The sequence below is a fragment of the Microbacterium sp. ZW3a genome (assembly GCF_057167165.1).
Genome location: NZ_CM169903.1, coordinates 1,680,961 through 1,700,525, shown reverse-complemented (window position 1 = coordinate 1,700,525; position 19,565 = coordinate 1,680,961). Strand labels below are relative to the sequence as shown.

At 69.8% G+C, this 19,565-nt stretch carries 23 protein-coding genes and 2 tRNA genes; 13 read left to right on the top strand and 12 right to left on the bottom strand.

The annotated features are described in order from the left end of the window. Positions 1-58 precede the first annotated feature (58 nt). Positions 59-1,747 carry a long-chain-fatty-acid--CoA ligase gene (locus ACU6WY_RS08045; RefSeq protein WP_483819158.1) on the bottom strand — a complete coding sequence of 563 codons (1,689 nt, stop codon included), beginning with the start codon at positions 1,745-1,747 and terminating at the stop codon, positions 59-61. 60 nt (positions 1,748-1,807) lie between these two features. Between ACU6WY_RS08045 and gatC the strand changes: the two genes are divergently transcribed. The 6 genes from gatC to ACU6WY_RS08015 all read left to right on the top strand — a co-directional run bounded on the left by gatC (position 1,808) and on the right by ACU6WY_RS08015 (position 7,491). Then, the gene (gatC, locus tag ACU6WY_RS08040) at positions 1,808-2,107 is read left to right on the top strand and encodes an Asp-tRNA(Asn)/Glu-tRNA(Gln) amidotransferase subunit GatC (protein ID WP_483819157.1); all 300 of its coding nucleotides are present in this window, start codon (positions 1,808-1,810) and stop codon (positions 2,105-2,107) included. Beyond that, a complete protein-coding gene (gatA, locus tag ACU6WY_RS08035) occupies positions 2,104-3,624 on the top strand; it encodes an Asp-tRNA(Asn)/Glu-tRNA(Gln) amidotransferase subunit GatA (RefSeq protein WP_483819156.1) in 1,521 nt (506 codons plus the stop codon). Before gatC ends, gatA begins: the two co-directional genes overlap by 4 nt. Then, on the top strand, positions 3,624-5,141 hold the full coding sequence (gene gatB, locus ACU6WY_RS08030; RefSeq protein ID WP_483819155.1) for an Asp-tRNA(Asn)/Glu-tRNA(Gln) amidotransferase subunit GatB: 1,518 nt from the start codon (positions 3,624-3,626) through the stop codon (positions 5,139-5,141). Before gatA ends, gatB begins: the two co-directional genes overlap by 1 nt. A 140-nt stretch (positions 5,142-5,281) precedes the next feature. Next, a complete protein-coding gene (dinB, locus tag ACU6WY_RS08025) occupies positions 5,282-6,538 on the top strand; it encodes a DNA polymerase IV (protein WP_483819154.1) in 1,257 nt (418 codons plus the stop codon). Between the two features lie 64 nt (positions 6,539-6,602). Next, a complete protein-coding gene (locus tag ACU6WY_RS08020) occupies positions 6,603-6,923 on the top strand; it encodes a hypothetical protein (RefSeq protein WP_483819153.1) in 321 nt (106 codons plus the stop codon). 55 nt (positions 6,924-6,978) lie between these two features. Continuing rightward, a complete protein-coding gene (locus tag ACU6WY_RS08015) occupies positions 6,979-7,491 on the top strand; it encodes a nucleoside/nucleotide kinase family protein (RefSeq protein WP_483819152.1) in 513 nt (170 codons plus the stop codon). A 10-nt stretch (positions 7,492-7,501) separates the two neighbouring features. Here the strand turns inward: ACU6WY_RS08015 and ACU6WY_RS08010 are convergent, their stop codons facing one another. The 6 genes from ACU6WY_RS08010 to ACU6WY_RS07985 form a co-directional block, all read right to left on the bottom strand. Beyond that, entirely contained in the window at positions 7,502-8,008 is a 507-nt protein-coding gene (locus ACU6WY_RS08010; protein WP_483819151.1) for a DUF2017 family protein, read from the bottom strand. After that, positions 8,005-8,298: an ATP-dependent Clp protease adapter ClpS gene (gene clpS, locus ACU6WY_RS08005; protein WP_483819150.1), complete on the bottom strand. Its 294-nt coding sequence runs from the start codon at positions 8,296-8,298 to the stop codon at positions 8,005-8,007. The genes ACU6WY_RS08010 and clpS overlap by 4 nt, the downstream gene beginning before the upstream one ends. After that, entirely contained in the window at positions 8,298-8,675 is a 378-nt protein-coding gene (locus ACU6WY_RS08000) for a metallopeptidase family protein (RefSeq protein WP_483819149.1), read from the bottom strand. The genes clpS and ACU6WY_RS08000 overlap by 1 nt, the downstream gene beginning before the upstream one ends. A 128-nt stretch (positions 8,676-8,803) precedes the next feature. After that, positions 8,804-8,879 (bottom strand) — tRNA-His (locus ACU6WY_RS07995). A gap of 36 nt (positions 8,880-8,915) precedes the next feature. Continuing rightward, the gene (gene orn / locus ACU6WY_RS07990; RefSeq protein WP_483819148.1) at positions 8,916-9,542 is read right to left on the bottom strand and encodes an oligoribonuclease; all 627 of its coding nucleotides are present in this window, start codon (positions 9,540-9,542) and stop codon (positions 8,916-8,918) included. 37 nt (positions 9,543-9,579) lie between these two features. After that, positions 9,580-9,652: transfer RNA gene (locus ACU6WY_RS07985), tRNA-Arg, on the bottom strand. A 104-nt stretch (positions 9,653-9,756) separates the two neighbouring features. Here ACU6WY_RS07985 and ACU6WY_RS07980 point away from each other — a divergent pair. Beyond that, positions 9,757-9,966, top strand: coding sequence for a methyltransferase (locus ACU6WY_RS07980; protein WP_483819147.1), 210 nt, complete (start codon positions 9,757-9,759; stop codon positions 9,964-9,966). 45 nt (positions 9,967-10,011) lie between these two features. Here ACU6WY_RS07980 and yczE read toward each other — a convergent pair whose 3' ends face one another. After that, the gene (gene yczE, locus ACU6WY_RS07975; protein ID WP_483819146.1) at positions 10,012-10,617 is read right to left on the bottom strand and encodes a membrane protein YczE; all 606 of its coding nucleotides are present in this window, start codon (positions 10,615-10,617) and stop codon (positions 10,012-10,014) included. Positions 10,618-10,681: 64 nt separating this feature from the next. Here yczE and yczR point away from each other — a divergent pair, with 64 nt between their 5' ends. After that, positions 10,682-12,100: a MocR-like transcription factor YczR gene (yczR, locus tag ACU6WY_RS07970; protein WP_483819145.1), complete on the top strand. Its 1,419-nt coding sequence runs from the start codon at positions 10,682-10,684 to the stop codon at positions 12,098-12,100. A gap of 27 nt (positions 12,101-12,127) precedes the next feature. Here the strand turns inward: yczR and ACU6WY_RS07965 are convergent, their stop codons facing one another. Continuing rightward, positions 12,128-12,385 carry a hypothetical protein gene (locus ACU6WY_RS07965; RefSeq protein ID WP_483819144.1) on the bottom strand — a complete coding sequence of 86 codons (258 nt, stop codon included), beginning with the start codon at positions 12,383-12,385 and terminating at the stop codon, positions 12,128-12,130. Between the two features lie 202 nt (positions 12,386-12,587). Between ACU6WY_RS07965 and ACU6WY_RS07960 the strand changes: the two genes are divergently transcribed. The 4 genes from ACU6WY_RS07960 (at position 12,588) to ACU6WY_RS07945 (ending at position 16,060) form a co-directional block, all read left to right on the top strand. Continuing rightward, complete coding sequence (locus ACU6WY_RS07960) at positions 12,588-13,133, top strand: single-stranded DNA-binding protein (protein WP_483819143.1); 546 nt, start codon at positions 12,588-12,590, stop codon at positions 13,131-13,133. A gap of 40 nt (positions 13,134-13,173) precedes the next feature. Beyond that, positions 13,174-13,665: a DUF6993 domain-containing protein gene (locus ACU6WY_RS07955; RefSeq protein WP_483819142.1), complete on the top strand. Its 492-nt coding sequence runs from the start codon at positions 13,174-13,176 to the stop codon at positions 13,663-13,665. Positions 13,666-13,851: 186 nt separating this feature from the next. Then, positions 13,852-15,531 carry an energy-dependent translational throttle protein EttA gene (ettA, locus tag ACU6WY_RS07950; protein WP_483819141.1) on the top strand — a complete coding sequence of 560 codons (1,680 nt, stop codon included), beginning with the start codon at positions 13,852-13,854 and terminating at the stop codon, positions 15,529-15,531. A 10-nt stretch (positions 15,532-15,541) separates the two neighbouring features. Then, positions 15,542-16,060 (top strand): acyl-CoA thioesterase, encoded by a 519-nt coding sequence (locus ACU6WY_RS07945; RefSeq protein ID WP_483821877.1) that lies wholly within the window; start codon positions 15,542-15,544, stop codon positions 16,058-16,060. 36 nt (positions 16,061-16,096) lie between these two features. Here ACU6WY_RS07945 and ACU6WY_RS07940 read toward each other — a convergent pair whose 3' ends face one another. After that, on the bottom strand, positions 16,097-16,966 hold the full coding sequence (locus tag ACU6WY_RS07940; RefSeq protein ID WP_483819140.1) for an acyl-CoA thioesterase: 870 nt from the start codon (positions 16,964-16,966) through the stop codon (positions 16,097-16,099). 53 nt (positions 16,967-17,019) lie between these two features. Here ACU6WY_RS07940 and ACU6WY_RS07935 point away from each other — a divergent pair, with 53 nt between their 5' ends. Then, entirely contained in the window at positions 17,020-17,688 is a 669-nt protein-coding gene (locus tag ACU6WY_RS07935; RefSeq protein ID WP_483819139.1) for a DUF8185 domain-containing protein, read from the top strand. Between the two features lie 79 nt (positions 17,689-17,767). Here the strand turns inward: ACU6WY_RS07935 and ACU6WY_RS07930 are convergent, their stop codons facing one another. Further along, a complete protein-coding gene (locus ACU6WY_RS07930) occupies positions 17,768-18,217 on the bottom strand; it encodes a globin (protein ID WP_483819138.1) in 450 nt (149 codons plus the stop codon). Next, positions 18,214-19,503, bottom strand: coding sequence for a mechanosensitive ion channel family protein (locus tag ACU6WY_RS07925; RefSeq protein WP_483819137.1), 1,290 nt, complete (start codon positions 19,501-19,503; stop codon positions 18,214-18,216). Before ACU6WY_RS07925 ends, ACU6WY_RS07930 begins: the two co-directional genes overlap by 4 nt. Positions 19,504-19,565 lie beyond the last annotated feature (62 nt).

Here is a 19,565-nt window from a genome sequence, read left to right as displayed (position 1 = left end):
GGGGAAGCGAGTCCTGTGGCGCGCGACGTACCCGGCTTGCGCCCCACCCGCGGGCGGGTCAGCCCGCGCTCAACCGTTCCTTGACCTGGCGTCGCAGAACCTTGCCGATGAGCGACTTCGGCAGCTCGTCAACGACAACGATGCGCCGCGGCACTTTGTACGGGGTCAGGATGCCGCGCGCGAAGGTCCGCACCTCTTCGGGGTCGAGGTGGGAGCCGGGGGCGGCAACGACCGCCGCGACCACGTCCTCGCCGGAGTGCTCGCTGGGAATTCCCACGACTGCCACGTCGGCGACGGCGGGGTGTTGCCGCAGCACGTTCTCGACCTCGGTGGGCGCGACGTTGAAGCCGCCCGTGATGATGAGCTCCTTGATGCGGTCGACGACGCGGACGAAGCCGCCCTCGTCGATGGTGACGATGTCGCCGGTGCGGAACCATCCGTCCACGAACACAGCGTCGGTCTCTTCCGGCTTGCCGTAGTAGCCCGAGAACACCTGCGGACCGCGCACGAGGAGCTCACCGCGTCCGCCCGGCTCGACATCGGTTCGGGGATCGTCCGGATCGACCACACGGCACTCCGTGCCGGGAAGCGGCAGCCCCACGGTGCCGGGGACACGGTTCTCGGCGACCGGGTTGGCCATAAGGACGGGGGAGCACTCGCTGAGCCCGTAGCCCTCGACGAGGTACCCGCCGGTCGCCTTCTCGAACGGCACGACCAGGTCGTGCGGGAGCGCCATGGCGCCCGAGATGGCGATGTCGGTCCCGGCGAGCGACACCCCCTGAGCCTCGGCGGCGGCCAGCAGACGCTCGGCGATCGGCGGCACGAGCGGCAGGAAGGTGGCCGGGTGCTTCTTCGTCACCGCGAGCACGAGGTCGGGGTCGAACTTCGGGAACAGCACCAGGCGCGCGCCCATCGACATGGCGAAGGTCAGGCACAGCGTCAGGCCGTAGGCGTGGAACATGGGGAGCACGGCGTAGACGACGCACCCCTGGCCCCGCACGATCGACGGAACCCACGCGCGAGATTGCGCGGCGTTGGAGAGAAGGTTCGCGTGCGACAGCATCGCGCCCTTCGGCATGCCCGTCGTGCCGCTCGTGTACTGGATGATCGCGAGGTCGTCGACCGTCGGCCGCGGGTGAGCCTCGGGCAGTGGATCGTGTCGCACGACCTCGGCCCAGGGCGTGGCATCCGTGGTCTTCTCGGTCAGGGCCGCTCGTGCCTCGCGCGCCTTGGCGATGGGCAGACGAAGCGCGACCTGCATGCGCAGCGGCATGGCCTGCGTCACGTCGACCGAGATGAGCGTGTCCATCTGGAGATCGGCGGGGAACTGCTGCACCGTCGCCACGACCTTGCTCCACACGATCGCGTGCTTCGCTCCGTGATCCTCGAACTGGTTGCGCAACTCGCGCGGGGTGTAGAGCGGGTTGTGCTCGACGACGACGGCGCCGAGCCGCAGGACGGCGTAGAACGCGACGATGTGCTGCGGGCAGTTGGGGAGGACGATCGCGACCGGGTCGCCGGCGCGGACGCCGTGGGCCGCGAGGGCGGCCGCGACCCGGGAGACCTCGGCCGACAGCTCGGCGTACGTGGTCTCGCGCCCGAAGAATTCCAGGGCGGGGGCATCGGGGTAGTCGCGGGTCGACGCGTCGAGAATGTCGACGAGCGACCCCGTCTGCGGTTCGAGGTCTTCCGGCACGCCGGGGGCGTAGCTGGCGGTCCAGGGGCGCGGCGGCTCGAAGATCGTCACGCCCCCAGCGTAGGGTGCTGCCGGTCTCGGCGTGCGGTGCCCGCGAACTAGACTTGGGGGGTGTCTGAAATCACCCTTGATCTCGTGCGCCATCTCGGTGTGCTCGCTCGGATCCAGTTGAGCGACGAGGAGGTCGAGCGCCTCACCGGTCAGCTGGATGCCATCGTCGACAACATCGCGAAGGTGTCCGAGGTGGCAACGCCCGATGTCGTCGCGACGAGCCACCCGATCCCGCTCCAGAACGTCTTCCGTCCCGACGTCGTGGGCGACACGCTTACTCGCGACCAGGCGCTGCAGAACGCTCCCGACCAGGCCGACGGCCGGTTCCGGGTGACCGCGATCCTCGGAGAAGAACAGTGACCGACATCACCCGCCTGAGCGCCGCCGACCTGGCCGCCGCTCTCGCGACCAACGAGGTGTCCAGCGTCGAGGCGACGCAGGCCCACCTCGACCGCATTGCCGCCGTCGACGGCGACGTCCACGCCTTCCTCCACGTGAGTGATCACGCTCTCGAGGTCGCCGCCGACATCGACCGCCGTCGCGCCGCCGGCGAACAGCTCGGCGAGCTCGCGGGTGTGCCGCTCGCGGTGAAGGACGTGCTGGTCACCACCGACATGCCCTCCACGAGCGGGTCGAAGATCCTCGAGGGATACATGTCGCCCTTCGACGCCACGGTCGTGGCGCGCTCGCGCGCCGCGGGCCTGGTGCCCCTCGGCAAGACCAACATGGACGAGTTCGCCATGGGCTCGTCGACGGAGTTCTCGGCGTACGGCCCCACGCGCAACCCGTGGGATCTCGACCGCATCCCCGGCGGATCCGGTGGTGGCTCGGCCGCGGCCGTCGCCGCGTTCGAGGCCCCGCTCGCCCTCGGCTCCGACACCGGCGGATCGATCCGCCAGCCCGCGCACGTCACCGGCACCGTGGGCGTGAAGCCCACGTACGGCGGGGTCAGCCGCTACGGCGCGATCGCCCTGGCATCCAGCCTCGATCAGGTCGGTCCGGTCACGCGCACCGTGCTCGACGCCGGCCTCCTGCACGACGTCATCGGCGGGCACGACCCGCACGACTCGACCTCGCTGTCCGACGCGTGGCCCTCGTTCGCCGCTGCCGCCCGCGAGGGCGCGACCGGTGAAGTGCTGAAGGGGCTGAAGGTCGGGGTCATCCGCGAGCTCGACGACCGCGGCTTCCAGCAGGGCGTCTCCGCCTCGTTCCGCGCGGCGCTGGCCACGATGGAGGCCCAGGGTGCCGAGATCGTCGAGATCAGCGCGCCGCACTTCGAGTACGGCGTCGCCGCGTACTACCTGATCCTCCCCGCCGAGGCCTCGAGCAACCTGGCCAAGTTCGACTCGGTGCGGTTCGGTCTGCGCGTCACGCCGCAGGGCACCCCCACGGTCGAGAACGTCATGGCCGCCACGCGCGACGCGGGCTTTGGTCCCGAGGTCAAGCGCCGCATCATCCTGGGCACCTACGCGCTGTCGGCGGGCTACTACGACGCCTACTACGGCAGCGCCCAGAAGGTGCGCACGCTCATCCAGCAGGACTTCGACGCCGCGTTCGCGGAGGTCGACGTGATCGCCACCCCCTCGGCGCCGACGACCGCGTTCCGCCTGGGCGAGAAGATCGACGACCCGCTGCAGATGTACCTCAACGACGTCACGACGATTCCCGCGAACCTCGCGGGAGTTCCGGGCATCTCGATCCCGAGCGGGCTGGCAGCAGAAGACGGTCTGCCCGTCGGCATCCAATTCCTCGCCCCCGCGCGCGAAGACGCCCGTCTCTACCGCGTCGGCGCCGCCCTCGAGGCGCTGCTGGTCGACCAGTGGGGCGGTCCGCTGCTGGATCAGGCCCCCTCTCTCACGAACGGAGCGTCGCGCTGATGGCGAAAGATGCGCTGATGGACTTCGACGAGGCGCTCGAGATGTTCGAGCCGGTCCTCGGCTTCGAGGTGCACGTCGAGCTGAACACGGCGACCAAGATGTTCTCGGCCGCACCCAACCCCGCGAACGAGGCGAACCACACCGCCGCTCCCAACACCCTCGTCGCGCCGGTCGACATGGGACTCCCGGGCGCGCTGCCGGTGGTCAACCAGGAAGCGATCCGCTCGTCGATCAGCCTGGGGCTTGCCCTCGGCTGCTCGATCGCGCCGTCGAGCCGCTTCGCCCGGAAGAACTACTTCTACCCCGACCTCGGCAAGAACTACCAGATCTCGCAGTACGACGAGCCGATCGCTTTCGAGGGTTCGGTCGAGGTCGAGCTCGAAGACGGCACGATCGTCACCGTGCCGATCGAGCGCGCGCACATGGAAGAAGACGCGGGCAAGCTCACGCACATGGGCGGGGCTACCGGTCGCATCCAGGGCGCGGAGTACTCCCTCGTCGACTACAACCGCGCGGGTGTGCCGCTGGTCGAGATCGTGACCAAGCCGATCGTCGGCGCCGAGCATTCCGCTCCGGCCCTGGCCAAGGCGTATGTCGCCACGATCCGCGACATCGTGCGGGCGCTCGGAATCTCCGAGGCGCGCCTGGAGCGCGGAAACCTCCGGTGCGACGCGAACGTCTCGCTGCGCCCGCGCGGCCAAGAGAAGCTCGGCACGCGCACCGAGACGAAGAACGTCAACTCGATGCGGTCGGTCGAGCGCGCCGTGCGATACGAGATCCAGCGGCAGGCCGCGATCCTCGCGAAGGGCGGCACGATCACGCAGGAGACGCGTCACTGGCACGAAGACACCGGGCGCACCTCTCCCGGTCGTCCGAAGTCGGATGCCGACGACTACCGCTACTTCCCCGAGCCCGACCTGCTCCCCGTCGTTCCGGCGCCCGAGCTGATCGAGGAGTTGCGTGCCGCGCTGCCCGAGCCGCCCGCCGCGCGTCGGCGCCGGCTCAAGGCGGAGTGGGGCTTCACCGATCTCGAGTTCCAGGACGTCGCCAACGGTGGCCTGCTCGACGCGGTCGCCGAGACGATCGCGGCCGGTGCCGCCCCCGCCGCGGCGCGCAAGTGGTGGACCGGTGAGATCACGCGGGTCGCGAACGTGCAGGAGCGCGACGCGGCCGACCTCGTGTCGGCTGCGCACGTGGCCGCCCTCCAGCAGCTCGTCGACGCGGGAACGCTGACCGACAAGCTCGCCCGTCAGGTGCTCGAGGGCGTCATCGCTGGCGAGGGCAGCCCGCAAGAGGTGGTGGACGCCCGCGGTCTCGCGGTCGTTTCCGACGACGGGGCGCTCATCGCCGCGATCGACGACGCTCTCGCGGCCCAGCCCGACGTGCTGGCGAAGATCCGCGACGGCAAGGTCCAGGCCGCCGGTGCTGTCATCGGTGCGGTCATGAAGGCCATGAAGGGCCAGGCCGACGCCGCGCGCGTGCGCGAGCTCGTTCTGGAGCGCGCCGCCGCACAGTAAGTCACCGGATGCCACGGCGTCACCGGCTTCGCGCCGGTGGGCCGTGGCATCCGTCGCTGTCAGGGTGTGGTGCGCGGCGAGCGGGGGACGTTCGCCGGTTCGCGGCCCGCATGTCGGAGGCCCGGAGCAGAATGGATGCCATGGGACGCGGAGACGGAACGGGGCGCATCGTGTCCCCGCCGGGTGCCGACGACACGGGCGCTGGCATCCTCCACGTCGACATGGACGCGTTCTTCGCCTCGGTGGCGGTGCTCGACGATCCGTCGCTGGCGGGCAAGCCGCTCATCATCGGCGGCTCCGAGGGGCGTGGGGTCGTGTCGAGCGCCTCGTACGAAGCCCGCCGGTACGGGGTGAAATCGGCGATGCCGGTCGCCGTCGCCCTGCGGATGTGCCCGACGGCGATCGTCGTCAACCCGCCGTACACGCGCTACACCGAGATGTCGCGCCAGGTCATGGCGATCTTCGATGAGATCACCCCGCTGGTCGAGCCGCTCTCCATCGACGAGGCGTTCCTCGACGTGCGCGGCGCGCGGAGGCTCTGGGGGAGTCCCGGAACGATCGCGCGTGATCTGCGCGTGCGGGTGAAGGAGCAGACCGGCCTCACCTGCAGCGTGGGGGTCGCGGCGACCAAGCACGTGGCGAAGATGGCCTCGACGATCTCGAAGCCCGACGGCCTGCTCATCGTCGCCGCCGCCGACACCGAAGCGTTCCTGCGACCGCGATCGGTGCGCGCGTTGTGGGGGGTCGGGCCGAAGGCCGCCGAGGCGCTGGAGTCCCGCGGCATCCGCATCGTCGCCGATGTGATCGATGCGCCGCGCCCTGTGCTCGACACCGCGTTGGGGCCCGCGATGGGCGAGCGTATCTGGCACCTGGCGCGCGGGATCGACGCCCGCGAAGTGCACACGGGGCGGGTCGAGAAGAGCGTCGGGCACGAAGAGACCTTCCACACTGACATCACCGACACGCGCACGCTCCACGTCGAGCTGCGCCGTCTGGCCGACCGCGTCGGTGCGCGGTTGCGCGGCCAGGGGTTCGAAGCCTCGACGATCTCGATCAAGGTGCGCTTCAGCGACTTCACCACGCTCAGTCGCTCGCGGACTCTCCCCGAGGCCACGTCGGTCGGCCAGCGCATCGGCGACGCGGCGATCGAGCTCTTCGACGGCATCGACCGACGCCAGGCCGTGCGCCTGGTCGGGGTTCGCGGAGAGAAGCTACGACCGGCGTCCGCGGCAGCCACGCTGTGGGACGACGATGCGGAGTGGCGGCGCGTCGAGGGGGCGCTCGACGGGGCCACCGCGCGCTTCGGGCGGGGCGCGGTGACGCGCGGATCCCTGCTGGGGCCGACGCGCGGCGGCGGCGCTCTGCCGACGAATCCGCGGCCGTCGTACGAGCACTGACACGGCGTCCCCGGTCGGCGCAACGCCCCTGGGCGGGGAGCGCGTGGCCCGGTACGGTGGGGCCATGCCCAACATCGCATTGGAACTCGGCCAGCAGTCCACGAGCTTCGGCGTCACCGCCGCCTACGGAGAGCAGCAGGACGTCGACGGCGTGCGTCTCGTCCCGGTCGCGCTCACCTGGGCCGGCTACGGTGGCGGGTCCGACGAGCAGGGCAACGGCGGGGGTGGCGGCGGCGGGTACTCAGTGCCCCTCGGTGCGTACATCCGGCGCGGCGACGACCTCCGGTTCGAGCCGAACGTGGTGTCGTTCCTCGCCGTTGCGATCCCCTTCGTGTGGGTCGCCGGTCGCGCGCTCAGCCGTGTCATCCGCGCTCTCAAGAAGTAGTGCCGATCCCCTCGACGAGGCACTTCGGTCCGCCGTCGCCGCAATAGTGGCGCGCGTGACGGCGCTGGGGGCTGCCAACCCCGTGGTCGTGATCGACGGCCGTAGTGGTGCGGGCAAGAGCAGCCTCGCCCGGCGCCTGGTTTCCGCGTGGCCCGGCAACGGCCGCGTGCAGCTCGTCGCGCTCGACGACCTCTACCCCGGGTGGGACGGACTGGCCGAGGGGGCGGACTATGCCCGCGAGTCGATCCTGCTCCCGCACGCGAAGGGGAAGGTCGGCGTGTGGGAGCGATGGGATTGGGAGGCGGGCGCGCGCGCAGAAGCCCACGCCGTCGATCCCTCGCTTCCCCTCGTCGTCGAGGGCTCGGGGGTGCTCACGCCGGCGGCAGCGCCCCTCGCCGACGTCCGCGTGTGGGTCGACGCGCCGGACACGTCGCGCAAGAGTCGCGCCCTGGGACGCGATGGCGAGACCTACCGGCCTCACTGGGAGCGGTGGGCCGCCCAAGAAGAACGGCACCTGACGCAGAACGCGCCGCACGCGCACGCGTCGCTCGTCGTCGTTCTGCCGTGAGATTCGCGCTCTACTTCTCCGCCCCGGTCTGATCGTCGCGCCGGTCGAGCGCGGCGACCAGACCGTCCAGGCGATACCCGACCCAGTCGTAGATCCCGAAGCGAGGGTCGTCGGGGCGGTGGTCGTCGTCGTTCTGGATGCCGAGCCGGGTCGCCAGCACGAGACGCACCGCCGAGAGGGTCCGCATCCAGGCCTGCGCCTCGATTTCGCCGAGGGCCACCGAGATGGTCGTGTCGGGGTCGCTCGTCGGGTCGAGGTCGTCGCCGTCCATGCCGAGCGTGGTGAGCACCGTGCGGGCGTCGGCGGCGCGACGATCGAGCATGTCGGCGCCGGTCAGGCGACGGAACTCACGGCTGGCGGCCTCGTCGTCTGGATAGGCATCGGGAAGGAGCCGCGCGACCGCGGGGTCGTCGTCGCGCCCGGCATCCACGACGAGATCACGGAACTGGCCCACGATGCCGGCGAGGTGGAGGGCCTCGAGGCCGCTGACTTCGAGGACGATGATGCGTTCGCTCACAAGGGGTCCTTTCGCACCGTCGCCCACAGGCCGAACTCGTGCATGGCTTGGGTGTGCGCTTCCATCAGTTCGCGCGGGCCGCGGGCCACGACGGCGTGTCCGTCGTGGTGCACCGAGAGCATGAGTCGGTGCGCGGTGGCAGCGTCGAAGCCGAAATAGGTGCGGAAGACGTGGACGACATAGCTCATGAGATTCACCGGATCGTTCCACACCACGGTTTGCCACGATGACGGGGGAGCGACCTCGACGTCGGTGATCTCATCGAGCTCGGGGAAGGCGGCACCGGCCATCACGCCCACCCCAGTTCGTGCAGACGGGCATCGTCGATGCCGTAGAAGTGGGCGATCTCGTGCACGAGGGTCGTGTGGATCTCGTCGCGCAATTCATCCTCGTCCGCGCAGGCGGCCAGGTGAGCTTCCCGGTAGAGGATGATCCGGTCGGGCAGTTCCCCCGTGCCGTAGCGCTCACGCTCCGTGAGCGCCCAGCCGTCGTACAGACCGAGCAGATCCAGCGAGCCGTCTTCGGGGCGGTCCTCGACGACGAAGATCACGTTGTCGAGCCCGTCGACCATGTCATCCGGCAGACGATCCAGTTCGTCCACGACGAGTCGCTCGAACTGCGCGGCGTCGAGCGCCAGAGCCGGAGCATCGTCGACATCGTCGTTCATTAGGCCTCCCGGTCGCTCGGACGAACGCGACGGGATGCCGAGCCGCGTCGTCCTGACGATTCTACGGTCGCTCGGCCCGTGGCATCCGTGAAACACGAAGGCCCGCCGGGGAGGCGGGCCTTCGAGAGTGGGGTGGCTAACGGGACTTGAACCCGCGGCCCCCGCGACCACAACGCGGTGCTCTACCAACTGAGCTATAGCCACCATGTGTCTGCCGCAGCGGACAACTGAACGATTATGTCATACGTCGCGCGAGAACGACGAAACGGCCGACGCTGCGGCGCTCTTGGCCTCGTCGCTCGTGGGTCCGGGCTCGGGAACGAAGACCGCTTTGCGGTAGTACGCGAGCTCGCGGATCGACTCGAGGATGTCGGCGAGGGCGCGGTGGCCGCCGTTCTTGGTGGGCGCGTTGAAGTAGGCGCGCGGGTACCACCGGCGCGAGAGCTCCTTGATGCTCGACACATCGACGTTGCGGTAGTGCAGCCAGCGGTCCACGCGCGGCATGTACTTCGCGAGGAACATCCGGTCGGTGCCGATCGTGTTCCCGGCGAGCGGGGCCTTGCCCTCCAGCGGCGCGAAGCGCTGGATGTACTCGAGCGCCTGGAATTCGGCATCCGCGAGGCTCACGCCGTGGGGGATCTCGTCGAGCAGGCCCGACGAACGGTGCATCTCGGTGACGAACTCGCCCATGTTCGCCAAGGCCGAGTCGTCGGGCTTGATGACGATCTGGAACCCCGGGTCGAGCACGTTCAGCTCGAAGTCGGTGACGACGATCGCGATCTCGACGAGTTCGTCGACGGCCAGGTCGAGTCCCGTCATCTCGCAGTCGATCCATACGAGCCGGTCGTTCTCAGAGGCGCCTACCATCCCCTCATCCTAGTGAGGGGCCCCGGGGCCAGATCGGTCCCCCAGACACGATTCGAACGTGTGACCGGCGGATTAGAAGGCCGCTGCTCTATCCACTGAGCTACTGGGGGTCGCGGTCCAGGATATCGCCCCGGGTTCGTGCGGTGTCATGCACCCCCTGGTGCTTCGTGTGGCGTCGGCGTAGCGTGCGGCCACGTCGAATGAAAGGAACGACATGTCCGAGACGATGACACGACGCCTGTGGGTGGCGTACGGCCCGAGCGGCGTCGTGGGGAAGATCCAGAAGGATGCCGCCGGCTATGCCGTACACATGGCCGGAAAGGACGAGCAGCTCGGTGTGTATCCGACCCTCGAGATCGCCAAGAGTGCGCTGCACGCGCACCTGAAGCCGGGCAGCGACCGGCCCGAGTTCCGCGCGCACTGACCGCCGCCGCGGGTCGCGCGCACTTCGTCGCGGTGTGAGACCCGATTAGACCCGTGCGGCCGCGCGGCGGCGCCGGTGCGGCTCGGGGGCTGCCAGGAGCGGGAGCGCGACGTGCACCAGCGGTCCGATCCCGAGCGCGAACACGACCGTTCCGATGCCCACGGTTCCCCCGAGAAGCCATCCGGCGACGAGGACCGACCCCTCGACGCCGAGGCGGCACGCCCAGATCGGCCAACCGAACCGGGAGTGCAGGCCGGTCATCAGTCCGTCGCGCGGTCCGGGTCCGAAGTGCGCGCCGATGTACAGACCGGATGCCACGGCCACCGTCACAACGCCGGTGACCAGCATCACGACCTGCCACAGGGCGTCGGTCGCGGTCGGAAGGAACCCGAGGGCGATCTGCATGCTCGTGCCCACGAGAAGAATGTTCGCCACGGTGCCGATTCCCGGACGCTGGCGGAGGGGGATCCACAGCACGAGGACGCTGAGGCCGACGATGTTCGTGATCCAGCCGATGCCGATCCCCGTGACACGCGAGAGACCTTCGGCGAAAACGGTCCACGGGTCGACGCCGAGGCCCGCGGCCACGGTGAGCGCGCAGCCGAACCCGTAGAGAGCGAGACCGACGAGAAGGCGGAGCGTTCGGGACATCACGTAGAAATCCAATCACGTCATTGGATTCGAGCCGCAGGGCCAATTGCCCTACTCTGGCCCCATGGATTCCCGGATCTCGGCTCGCGCGTTGGCGGAAGCCCTCGGAGGGTGGCGCGGACGCGGGCCCGCGTATGAGTCATTGGCTGATGCCATCCGTCTGATGTGCTTGGACAATCGCATCGCCCCGCGCACAGCGCTCCCCGCCGAGCGTGAATTGGCGGCGGCGCTCAACCTCAGCCGCACGACGATCGCGGCCACGTACCGGAGCCTTCGCGACACGGCGCACATCGAGAGCGTCCGCGGCAGCGGCAGCGTGACCTTGCCTCTGCGACGGACGGACCCGGGGAGCGACACCCGGCGCGACGGCGTCATCGACCTGCAGCAGGCGAGCCCGGCGGCCTGGCCCGGGCTCCCGGCGGTGATCACCGAGGTGGCGGGCGAGGCAGCGGCCCTGGTGGCCCGAACGGGATACGACGTCGTCGGCGACGTTCAGCTGCGCGAGGCTCTCGCTCAGCGGTACCGCGCGCAGGGCCTGCCGACCGATGCCGACCAGATCCTCATCACCACCGGCGCGCAGAGCGCCCTGCACCTGATCGCCTCCGTCCTCCTCGCGCGCGCCGACCGTGTTCTCATCGAGACTCCGACGTACCCGCACGGTGCGGATGCCTTCCGCGCGGTCGGGGCACGCCTGGTGGGTGTGCCGGTATCGCCGGACGACGGGTGGGATCTCGATCGCGCCGCGCAGACGTTCGCCCGCGTGCTTCCGTCGCTCGCCTATCTCATGCCGAACTTCCAGAACCCCACCGGCCGCACGATGACGTCCGCGGAGGCGCGCGCCTTCGTCGAGGGAGCGCAGGTGGCCGGCACCTTCCTCGTGCTCGATGAGACGACCGCCGAGCTCGACATCGATCGCGAAACCCCGCCGGCGGTTTTCCCTGACTCCGACCGGATCATTCGGGTGGGGTCGATGGGAAAGACGGTCTGGGGCGGACTTCGGGTGGGCTGGGTGCGCGCGCATACCGACGTCGTCCGGCGTCTCGCCAGCGGTCGCCCCGTACACGACCTCGGCACCCCCGAGTTCGAACAGGCGGTCGCCACCCGGCTTGTCGCACGGCTGGACGAAATCGCCGCGCAGCGTGCGGCCGTCTTGCGTGCCGGCCGCGACGCGGTGACACGAGCCCTGGCGAGTGCGCTGCCCGAGTGGGAGGTGCCCGCGCCGAGAGGCGGCGTCTCGCTGTGGGTCGGGATCGGGGAGCCCGTGAGTACGCCGCTGGTCATGAACGCCCGCTCCCGCGGGCTGTTGCTTTCGGCGGGTTCGCGGTTCGCCGTCGACGGCGGTCATGACCGTCGCCTGCGCATCCCCTTCACCGCAGCTGCGCACACGCTCGAGCGTGCTGTAGACGTGCTGCGGTCGTCGTGGCACGAGGTGCGTGGCACCACGTCGCACACGTCGCTCGACGATCTCGCGGCGGTCGTCTGAGGTCATCGGGCCACGGTGCGGCGAGGATCAGCGCGCATATCGAAGGCACTCGAGGGCATCGGCCGAGGACCAGAACTCCCCGAGCCGGCGGAATCGACCGGAGGCCGTGTGGAAACGCTCGGCCGCGTAACGCCAGCCTTCGTCGGCGGCGATCGCGCGCACGTGACCGACCACGACGCCCCGCGGGTCGGCGATGCGCCACAGGCCGGCGGCGACATGCGTCGCTGCACCCCACCCGGCCGGGCGCGGGGCCGGTGCGAGGTCGTTCCAGAGGACGGTGCTCATGCCCTCACGGTAGGAGTGGCCTCCGACATTGCTGTCGACGGTCGCCGCCGTGACTCCTCCCCAGGGGGCGGACTTCGTGATCTCTCCACCGACCGCCCGTTTTGCCGGTCGGCGCGTCGACGAGAACGGTCATCCTGACGTTGTCTCCGGCATCCGTCGGGCACACGGGTGCCGGAGCACACGATCACGAGAGGACACCATCATGAGCGACCACATCACCCTCGTCGGCAACGTCGTCGGAGACCCGGAGGAGCGCGCAACGCGCGGTGGCGATCCCATCGCCGCGCTCCGGCTCGCCGTCAGTGAACGCCGCTTCGACCGCGAACGCGGCCAGTGGGTCGACGGGCACACCAACTACTACGCCGTCTCGGTCTTCGGGGAACTGGGACGACACGCGCTGTCGTCGATCCGCAAGGGCGAACGGATCATCGTGGCCGGGCGATTGCGACTGCGGGAGTGGGAGACCGAGACCAAGCGAGGGGTGAGCGCCGACGTCAGCGCCGACGCGATCGGACACGATCTGCGGTGGGGGGTCTCCATCTTCTCCCGCCCCGCACGTGCCGCCACTCCGGCCGGGGGTGACGCGGGCCGGCCGACGGCAGAGGCACCCGCGACGGATGCCGACGGCTGGGCCGTTCCGGGGGCTGCACCCCTGGACGAGGATGTCGATGCCGACCCAGCGCCGAACGTGACCGCCGAACGCGCGGCAGACTCCCTGGCGGAGGTCGGTGACCCGACTCCCTTCTAGGGAGGTCGGCCGTTGCGGTCGGGAACGTAGACTCGGGCGGGTGATCCGCGTGAAGCCCCGTTCGGCCGTTCTGCTGGTCCTCGCGACCGCCGTCGTGCTGACGGGCTGCTCTCCGGAGGTCCCGTCGACCGAGACTCCCGGGGCGGAGTCGCCATCGGCGTCGAGCGTTGCGGACCCCTCGGCCCCGGCACCCGCCCCCGCGGCCCTCGTGCCGGAGGGAACAGCGTCCGACAACCTGCCGCTGTTCACTGAGGTGGTGGCGCAGGTCTGGGCCGGCCCCGACCAGGTGTCCGGGCGGGCGTACATCGACGCGCTCGTCACCGCAGGCTACGACCGGTCGGCGATGCAGGTCACCCCCGACAGCACCACGATTGGCAATCCCGCCGAGAGCATCGAGTTCTCGGTCCGGTGGGGAGAAGACTGCCTCGTCGGACAGGTCGGTCCGTCCATCGGTTCGCCCGTGACGACAGTCCTCCCCGGTCTGTCGGCCGGAGGGTGCCTGATCGGGCAGACGCGCGCGATCGACTGGTGACGCGCGGGGAGCTCTCAGGGGTGCTCGACGTGGGCTGGACCGCTCGAGAATCACTGGGCGGGCGGCGCCGCGACCCGGGTTGGTAGGCTGGTCACGACTTCCGCGCGCCCGTGTGCCTCGTTGAGATGTGTCTCGGCATTCCGGGAGGGCGCGGCCCTCATCCCCGATCGAAGGTGGTACTCCTCGATGGCCGAATACATCTACTCCATGGTCCGCGCCCGCAAGGCCGTGGGCGACAAGCTCATCCTCGACGACGTCACGATGTCGTTCCTGCCCGGCGCCAAGATCGGCATGGTCGGTCCGAACGGCGCGGGTAAGTCCACGATCCTCAAGATCATGGCCGGCCTCGACACGCCATCCAACGGCGAGGCGCGGCTGAGCCCCGGTTTCACGGTGGGCATCCTCATGCAGGAGCCCGAGCTCGACGACAGCAAGACGGTGCTCGAGAACATCCAGGACGGCGTCGCGATCAAGCCGAAGCTCGATCGCTTCAACGAGATCTCCGCGCTCATGGCCGACCCCGACGCCGACTTCGACGCCCTGCTCGCCGAGATGGGCACCCTGCAGGAAGAGATCGACGCTGCCGACGGGTGGGACCTCGACTCCCAGCTCGAACAGGCGATGGACGCCCTGCGCACCCCGCCGGCCGACGCCTCCGTCGTGCCGCTCTCCGGTGGTGAGCGCCGCCGCGTCGCCCTCGCGAAGCTGCTGCTGCAGAAGCCCGACCTGCTGCTGCTCGACGAGCCCACCAACCACCTCGACGCCGAGAGCGTGCTCTGGCTTGAGCAGCACCTCAAGGCCTACAAGGGTGCCGTCATCGCCATCACCCACGACCGGTACTTCCTCGACAACGTCGCGGAGTGGATCGCCGAGGTCGACCGCGGGCACCTCTACCCGTACGAGGGCAACTACTCGACCTACCTCGAGAAGAAGGGCCAGCGCCTCGACGTCCAGGGCAAGAAAGATGCCAAGCTCGCCAAGCGCCTCAAAGAAGAACTCGAGTGGGTGCGCTCCAACGCCAAGGGGCGTCAGGTCAAGTCGAAGGCCCGCCTCGCGCGCTACGAAGAGATGGCCGCCGAGGCCGAGCGCACGCGCAAGTTGGACTTCGACGAGATCCAGATCCCCGCGGGTCCGCGCCTCGGCAGCATCGTGATCGACGCCAAGAAGCTCGAGAAGAGCTTCGGCGACCGCTCGCTCATCAGCAACCTGAGCTTCAACCTTCCGCCCAACGGCATCGTCGGCGTGATCGGCCCCAACGGTGTCGGAAAGACGACCCTGTTCAAGACGATCGTCGGCCTCGAGCCCCTCGACGGGGGCACGCTGAAGATCGGTGAGACGGTCAAGATCAGCTACGTCGACCAGTCACGGGCGAACATCGATCCCGACAAGACACTGTGGGAGGTCGTGTCCGACGGTCTCGACATCATCACGGTCGGAAAGACCGAGATCCCCTCGCGCGCCTACGTGTCGAAGTTCGGCTTCAAGGGGCCCGACCAGCAGAAGAAGGCCGGTGTGCTGTCCGGTGGTGAGCGCAACCGCCTGAACCTGGCGCTGACGCTCAAGGAGGGCGGCAACCTGCTGCTCCTCGACGAGCCGACCAACGACCTCGATGTCGAGACGCTCAGCTCGCTCGAGAACGCCCTGCTCGAGTTCCCCGGTTGCGCTGTGGTCATCACGCACGACCGGTGGTTCCTCGACCGCATCGCGACGCACATTCTGGCCTACGAGGGCACCGACGAGAAGCCCGACCAGTGGCACTGGTTCGAGGGCAACTTCGAGGCGTACGAGGCCAACAAGATCGAGCGTTTCGGCCCGGATGCCGCGAACGCCTCGCGCTCGAGCTACCGCAAGCTCACGCGTGACTGACGACCGCGAGATGCCCGGGGGTGCGGCTGAGGTCGCTCCCCGGGCGGTTCACGTCCCCATTCATCTCCGCTGGGGCGACCTTGACGCGCTCGGCCACGTCAACAACACCTCGATGCTGAAGCTCCTCGAGGAGGCGCGTCTCCGCGCATTCTGGCGCGCCGACGGCGACGGCGAGGCCCTGCCGACGGCGGTGTTCGACATGGACGTGCTTGAGAGTGGCGGAGAGCGCGCCACGCTCATCGCCCGCCAGGAGATCGAGTACCTGCGGCCGGTCCCGTACAGTCAGCGCCCGCTCGACGTGCGGCTCTGGATCGGGGCAATGGGCGGATCGAGCGCCGATATCTGCTTCGAGGTCTTCAGCCCCGTCGGCGAAGCGGAGCGGATGCTCTATGCCCGGGCGACCGCGGTGGTGGTTCTGGTCGACACCGCGAGCGGGCGGCCAATCCGCTGGAGCGAGTCCGAGCGGCGCGCGTGGCAGCCGTATGTGGGTCACCCCATCGAGTACCGCCGCCGCACCGCGGGGCGCTGACGCAGGCTCGCCCTCGGGCGGGGGCCCGGCGCGAGATCAGCCTTGCGGGACCCGCACCATGACTTCCTGCGCCACGCTCGCGAGCAATGTGCCCTCGCGCGTGTAAATGCGCCCGGTGGACAGGCCCCGGCCGCCGCGGGCATTCGGGGATTCCTGCACGTACAGCAGCCAGCCGTCGACCCGTCCGGCACGGTGCCACCACATCGCGTGGTCGAGGCTCGCCACGCGCAGACCCGGGGTGCTCCAGGGCACGCCGTGCCCGCGCAGGATGGTCTCCTGGATCGTGAGGTCGCTGAGGTAGGCCAGGGCCGCACGGTGGATCGCCGGGTCGTCGGGGAGCGCGCGCCGCGTGCGCATCCAGACCGCCTGGCGGGGGACGTGGGGCCCCTCGACCGAGGTGTAGACCGGTGAGGGCACGTGCCGCACCTCGACGGGCCGATCGGCGAACATCCGGCGGCTCAGCGGGTGCAGCTCGTCGGTATCGACGGGAGGCAGATCTTCTGGTTGGGGGATCCCCTCGGGGAAGGGCTCGGCGTGTTCGAGGCCCGGGCCGTCGTCCTGGAACGACGCGATCATCGAGAAGATCGGCACGCCCGCCTGGAAGGCCTGGGTGCGGCGCGTCGAGAACGAGCGCCCGTCATGGATGCGATCGACCGAGAACGTGATGCCGTCTGTGGGATCGCCCGGCCGCAGGAAATAGCCGTGCATCGAGTGGACCGTGCGCTCGGGCGGGAGCGTGCGAGAGGCCGCGACGATCGACTGCGCCAGGACCTGTCCGCCATAGACGCGGCCGAACGGCATGGGCTGCGACACGCCCGTGAAGATGTCTTCGGTGGTCCGTGCGCCGGCGTCGCGGAGGTCGAGCACCGCGAGCAGAGAGGCGACGGGGTCGTTGGCGTCGGTCACGCTCACTCCCGTTCCGGCGCCACGAGCGTGCGCCGCTTGGTAGTTTAGGGCGGGTGTCCGCGCGCCTGATCTTCCCCGACCCGCAGGCGGCAGCCGACCTGCTGACCTTCGCCTCCCGTGCTATCCGTCTCGGCGACGGCACCGTCCGCCTTCGCGCCGACAGAGGTGTGCTCGTCACCACGTCGGCGCCGCTCGCTCCGCGGGGCCTCATGGATGCCACTCCGACGGTGCTCGGCCTACGCGTGTCCGCGGTCGATCCCGAACTCGAGTGCGACCTGGTGGTCGAGGCATCCGCCCTTCTTCCGGCCCCCGATGACGCGGCGGCTGTCGTCCTGCCCGAGGTGGCCACCTCTCCGGCGTGGGCGGGCGTCTCGCCGCCGCGGAGCGGGTGGACCCCGACCAACGAGATCGACAGCGCCGTCCTCGCCGCTCGGGCGCAGTACGGCATTGCGGCCGTCGCCGACGCGGTGCCGTCCGACGCGGGCGAGGACGTCGTGCGGCTCGTCCGCGCGCAAGTGTGGGGGCCGCCCGACGAGGCACTGGGCGGTCTGCCCCTGGGGACGGCTTTCGCGGCATTCGCGCTGGGGTTCATCGCCGGCGCAGAGATGGCGGCAGTGCGCACCAGCGGGGTGTGGACGCGCGTCACGCTCGCGAGAGGCCACATCCTCGTGCGCGGGCCGGTGCGTTCCGGACTCACCGCGGTGCGCACGACGGGGCTGTGACCTCACGGGCGTCGCGGGTGACCGTCGTGCCGTATCGAGGCCGCCGCGCGACGATACTCCGCGCGGCCGGCGGTGCCGGTCAGTCCGCGGCGCGGACGGGGAGGCCGGTGTCGGGTCGCCCGTCGCGCGAGGGGCCGACGCCGCGGGGCTCGAACGTGTTGACCATGGCGTGCGCGGCGCGCTCGAGGTAGTCCCAGAGAGGTGCTTCGAGGGAGGGGGGCAGGGCGACCTCGTCGACCGCGACGCGCATGTGCTGCAGCCAGCGGTCGCGGGCGTCGGGGTCGACGTGGAAAGGCATGTGCCGCATGCGCAGACGGGGGTGCCCGCGCGTCTCGCTGTAGGTGGTGGGGCCGCCCCAGTACTGCGCGAGGAACAGGGTCAGGCGCTCGGCGGCGGGCCTGAGGTCTTCCTCGGGGTACATGGGCTTGAGCACCTCGTCGGCGGCCACCCCGCGGTAGAAGGCGTCCACGAGTCGGCGGAACGTGTCCATGCCCCCCGCCTGCTCGTAGAAGCTGATCGGTTCGCTCACGCGGGTGCTCCGTCATCGTCGGCCCGCACGGCGGGAGGGGTGGGTTTGGCGACCTCGTCGGTCGACGCGGTCGAGGGCTGCGCCGCGGCGGTGGACGGCGCCGTGGGGGTGGCGGATGCCGCCGGCCGCCGCGGCTTCGTCTTCTTCGGGGCTACGGGGTCGGCGTGCTCGGCGGCAGCCTGAACCTCCGTGGCGTCCGCGTCGAGGACGGTCTCGGAAACGGCGAGCTTGCGACGGCGCGGACGCCACACCGGGCGCTCGGGGGGAGGGGTGATCGGCGTCGGCTTCGTCTTCGGCGGATGGGCGCCGCGGATGCTCTGTGCTCCATCCGACCCGGTGAGAACGATCGAGTTGAGCAACGGAAGCGTGACGCCGATCGCGTCGATGGCGCGCTTCAGGCGCATGCGCAGTTCACGGGCGACATCGTCTTTCGAGCCCGCGCGGGTCTTCATCACGAGACGGATGACGAGGGCGTCACCGCCGATGGACTCCAGCCCCCAGATCTCGGGCTGCTCGATGATCCGAGAGCGCCACTTCTGTTCCTTCGCGAGTCCGCGGGCGGCATCCAGCATCGCCTTCTCGACCTGGTCGATGTCGGAATCGACGGGGACGGCCAGGTCGATGATGACGCGCGCCCACCCCTGCGACATGTTGCCGATGCGCGTGATCTCACCGTTGCGCACGTACCAGAGCGTTCCGTTGACGTCGCGCACGTGCGTGATGCGGACGCTGACGAACTCCACGATTCCGGTCGCGAGACCCAGGTCGACGACATCACCGATCCCGATCTGGTCTTCGGCGACGATGAAGATGCCGTTCAGCACGTCTTTGACGATGTTCTGCGCCCCGAAGCCGAGACCGGCGCCCACCGCCGCGGTGAGCAGGGTGAGTGACGCGAGGGCATTGGGGGCGACGATGCCGGCGATCCAGACGAGGGCGACGACCACCAGCACCACGTTGACGATGTTCTGCAGGATCGTTCCGAGGGTGCGCGTGCGCTGGACGAGACGGACCGCCGCCAGGGGCGACCGGTCGATGGCCTGGGTGTCATCGACGCGGGCGTTCTTCTTGGCCCCGTTGACGATGCGGTTCACGACTCGCCGAATGAGGAGGCGGAGGAGCCACGCGGTCAGGACGACGCCGATGATGATCGCGAGGATCCTGAGGACCACGCCGCCGATCTCCAGCAGGCGCACACCGACCCAGGCCCATGTCTCCGGCTCGACGAAGTCGGCGGGGGAGGTGGGGCTGGAGGACGGTTCCGGTGCGCTGGCGAGAACAGACATCGTTCTCATGCTAGCCAGGGATGCCTCGGCGCCACCTGAGCGCCGAGGCATCCCTCTCTCGG

Coding starts and splice junctions, on each gene's coding strand:
- dinB (WP_483819154.1), top strand. CDS start 5,282: ATGGGACGCGGAGACGGAACGGGGCGCATCGTGTCCCCGCCGGGTGCC.
- yczR (WP_483819145.1), top strand. CDS start 10,682: ATGGATTCCCGGATCTCGGCTCGCGCGTTGGCGGAAGCCCTCGGAGGG.
- ACU6WY_RS07965 (WP_483819144.1), bottom strand. CDS start 12,385: ATGAGCACCGTCCTCTGGAACGACCTCGCACCGGCCCCGCGCCCGGCC.
- ACU6WY_RS08020 (WP_483819153.1), top strand. CDS start 6,603: ATGCCCAACATCGCATTGGAACTCGGCCAGCAGTCCACGAGCTTCGGC.
- ettA (WP_483819141.1), top strand. CDS start 13,852: ATGGCCGAATACATCTACTCCATGGTCCGCGCCCGCAAGGCCGTGGGC.
- ACU6WY_RS07945 (WP_483821877.1), top strand. CDS start 15,542: ATGCCCGGGGGTGCGGCTGAGGTCGCTCCCCGGGCGGTTCACGTCCCC.
- yczE (WP_483819146.1), bottom strand. CDS start 10,617: ATGTCCCGAACGCTCCGCCTTCTCGTCGGTCTCGCTCTCTACGGGTTC.
- ACU6WY_RS07960 (WP_483819143.1), top strand. CDS start 12,588: ATGAGCGACCACATCACCCTCGTCGGCAACGTCGTCGGAGACCCGGAG.
- clpS (WP_483819150.1), bottom strand. CDS start 8,298: ATGGCCGGTGCCGCCTTCCCCGAGCTCGATGAGATCACCGACGTCGAG.
- orn (WP_483819148.1), bottom strand. CDS start 9,542: ATGGTAGGCGCCTCTGAGAACGACCGGCTCGTATGGATCGACTGCGAG.
- ACU6WY_RS07925 (WP_483819137.1), bottom strand. CDS start 19,503: ATGTCTGTTCTCGCCAGCGCACCGGAACCGTCCTCCAGCCCCACCTCC.
- ACU6WY_RS07980 (WP_483819147.1), top strand. CDS start 9,757: ATGTCCGAGACGATGACACGACGCCTGTGGGTGGCGTACGGCCCGAGC.
- gatB (WP_483819155.1), top strand. CDS start 3,624: ATGGCGAAAGATGCGCTGATGGACTTCGACGAGGCGCTCGAGATGTTC.
- ACU6WY_RS08000 (WP_483819149.1), bottom strand. CDS start 8,675: ATGAACGACGATGTCGACGATGCTCCGGCTCTGGCGCTCGACGCCGCG.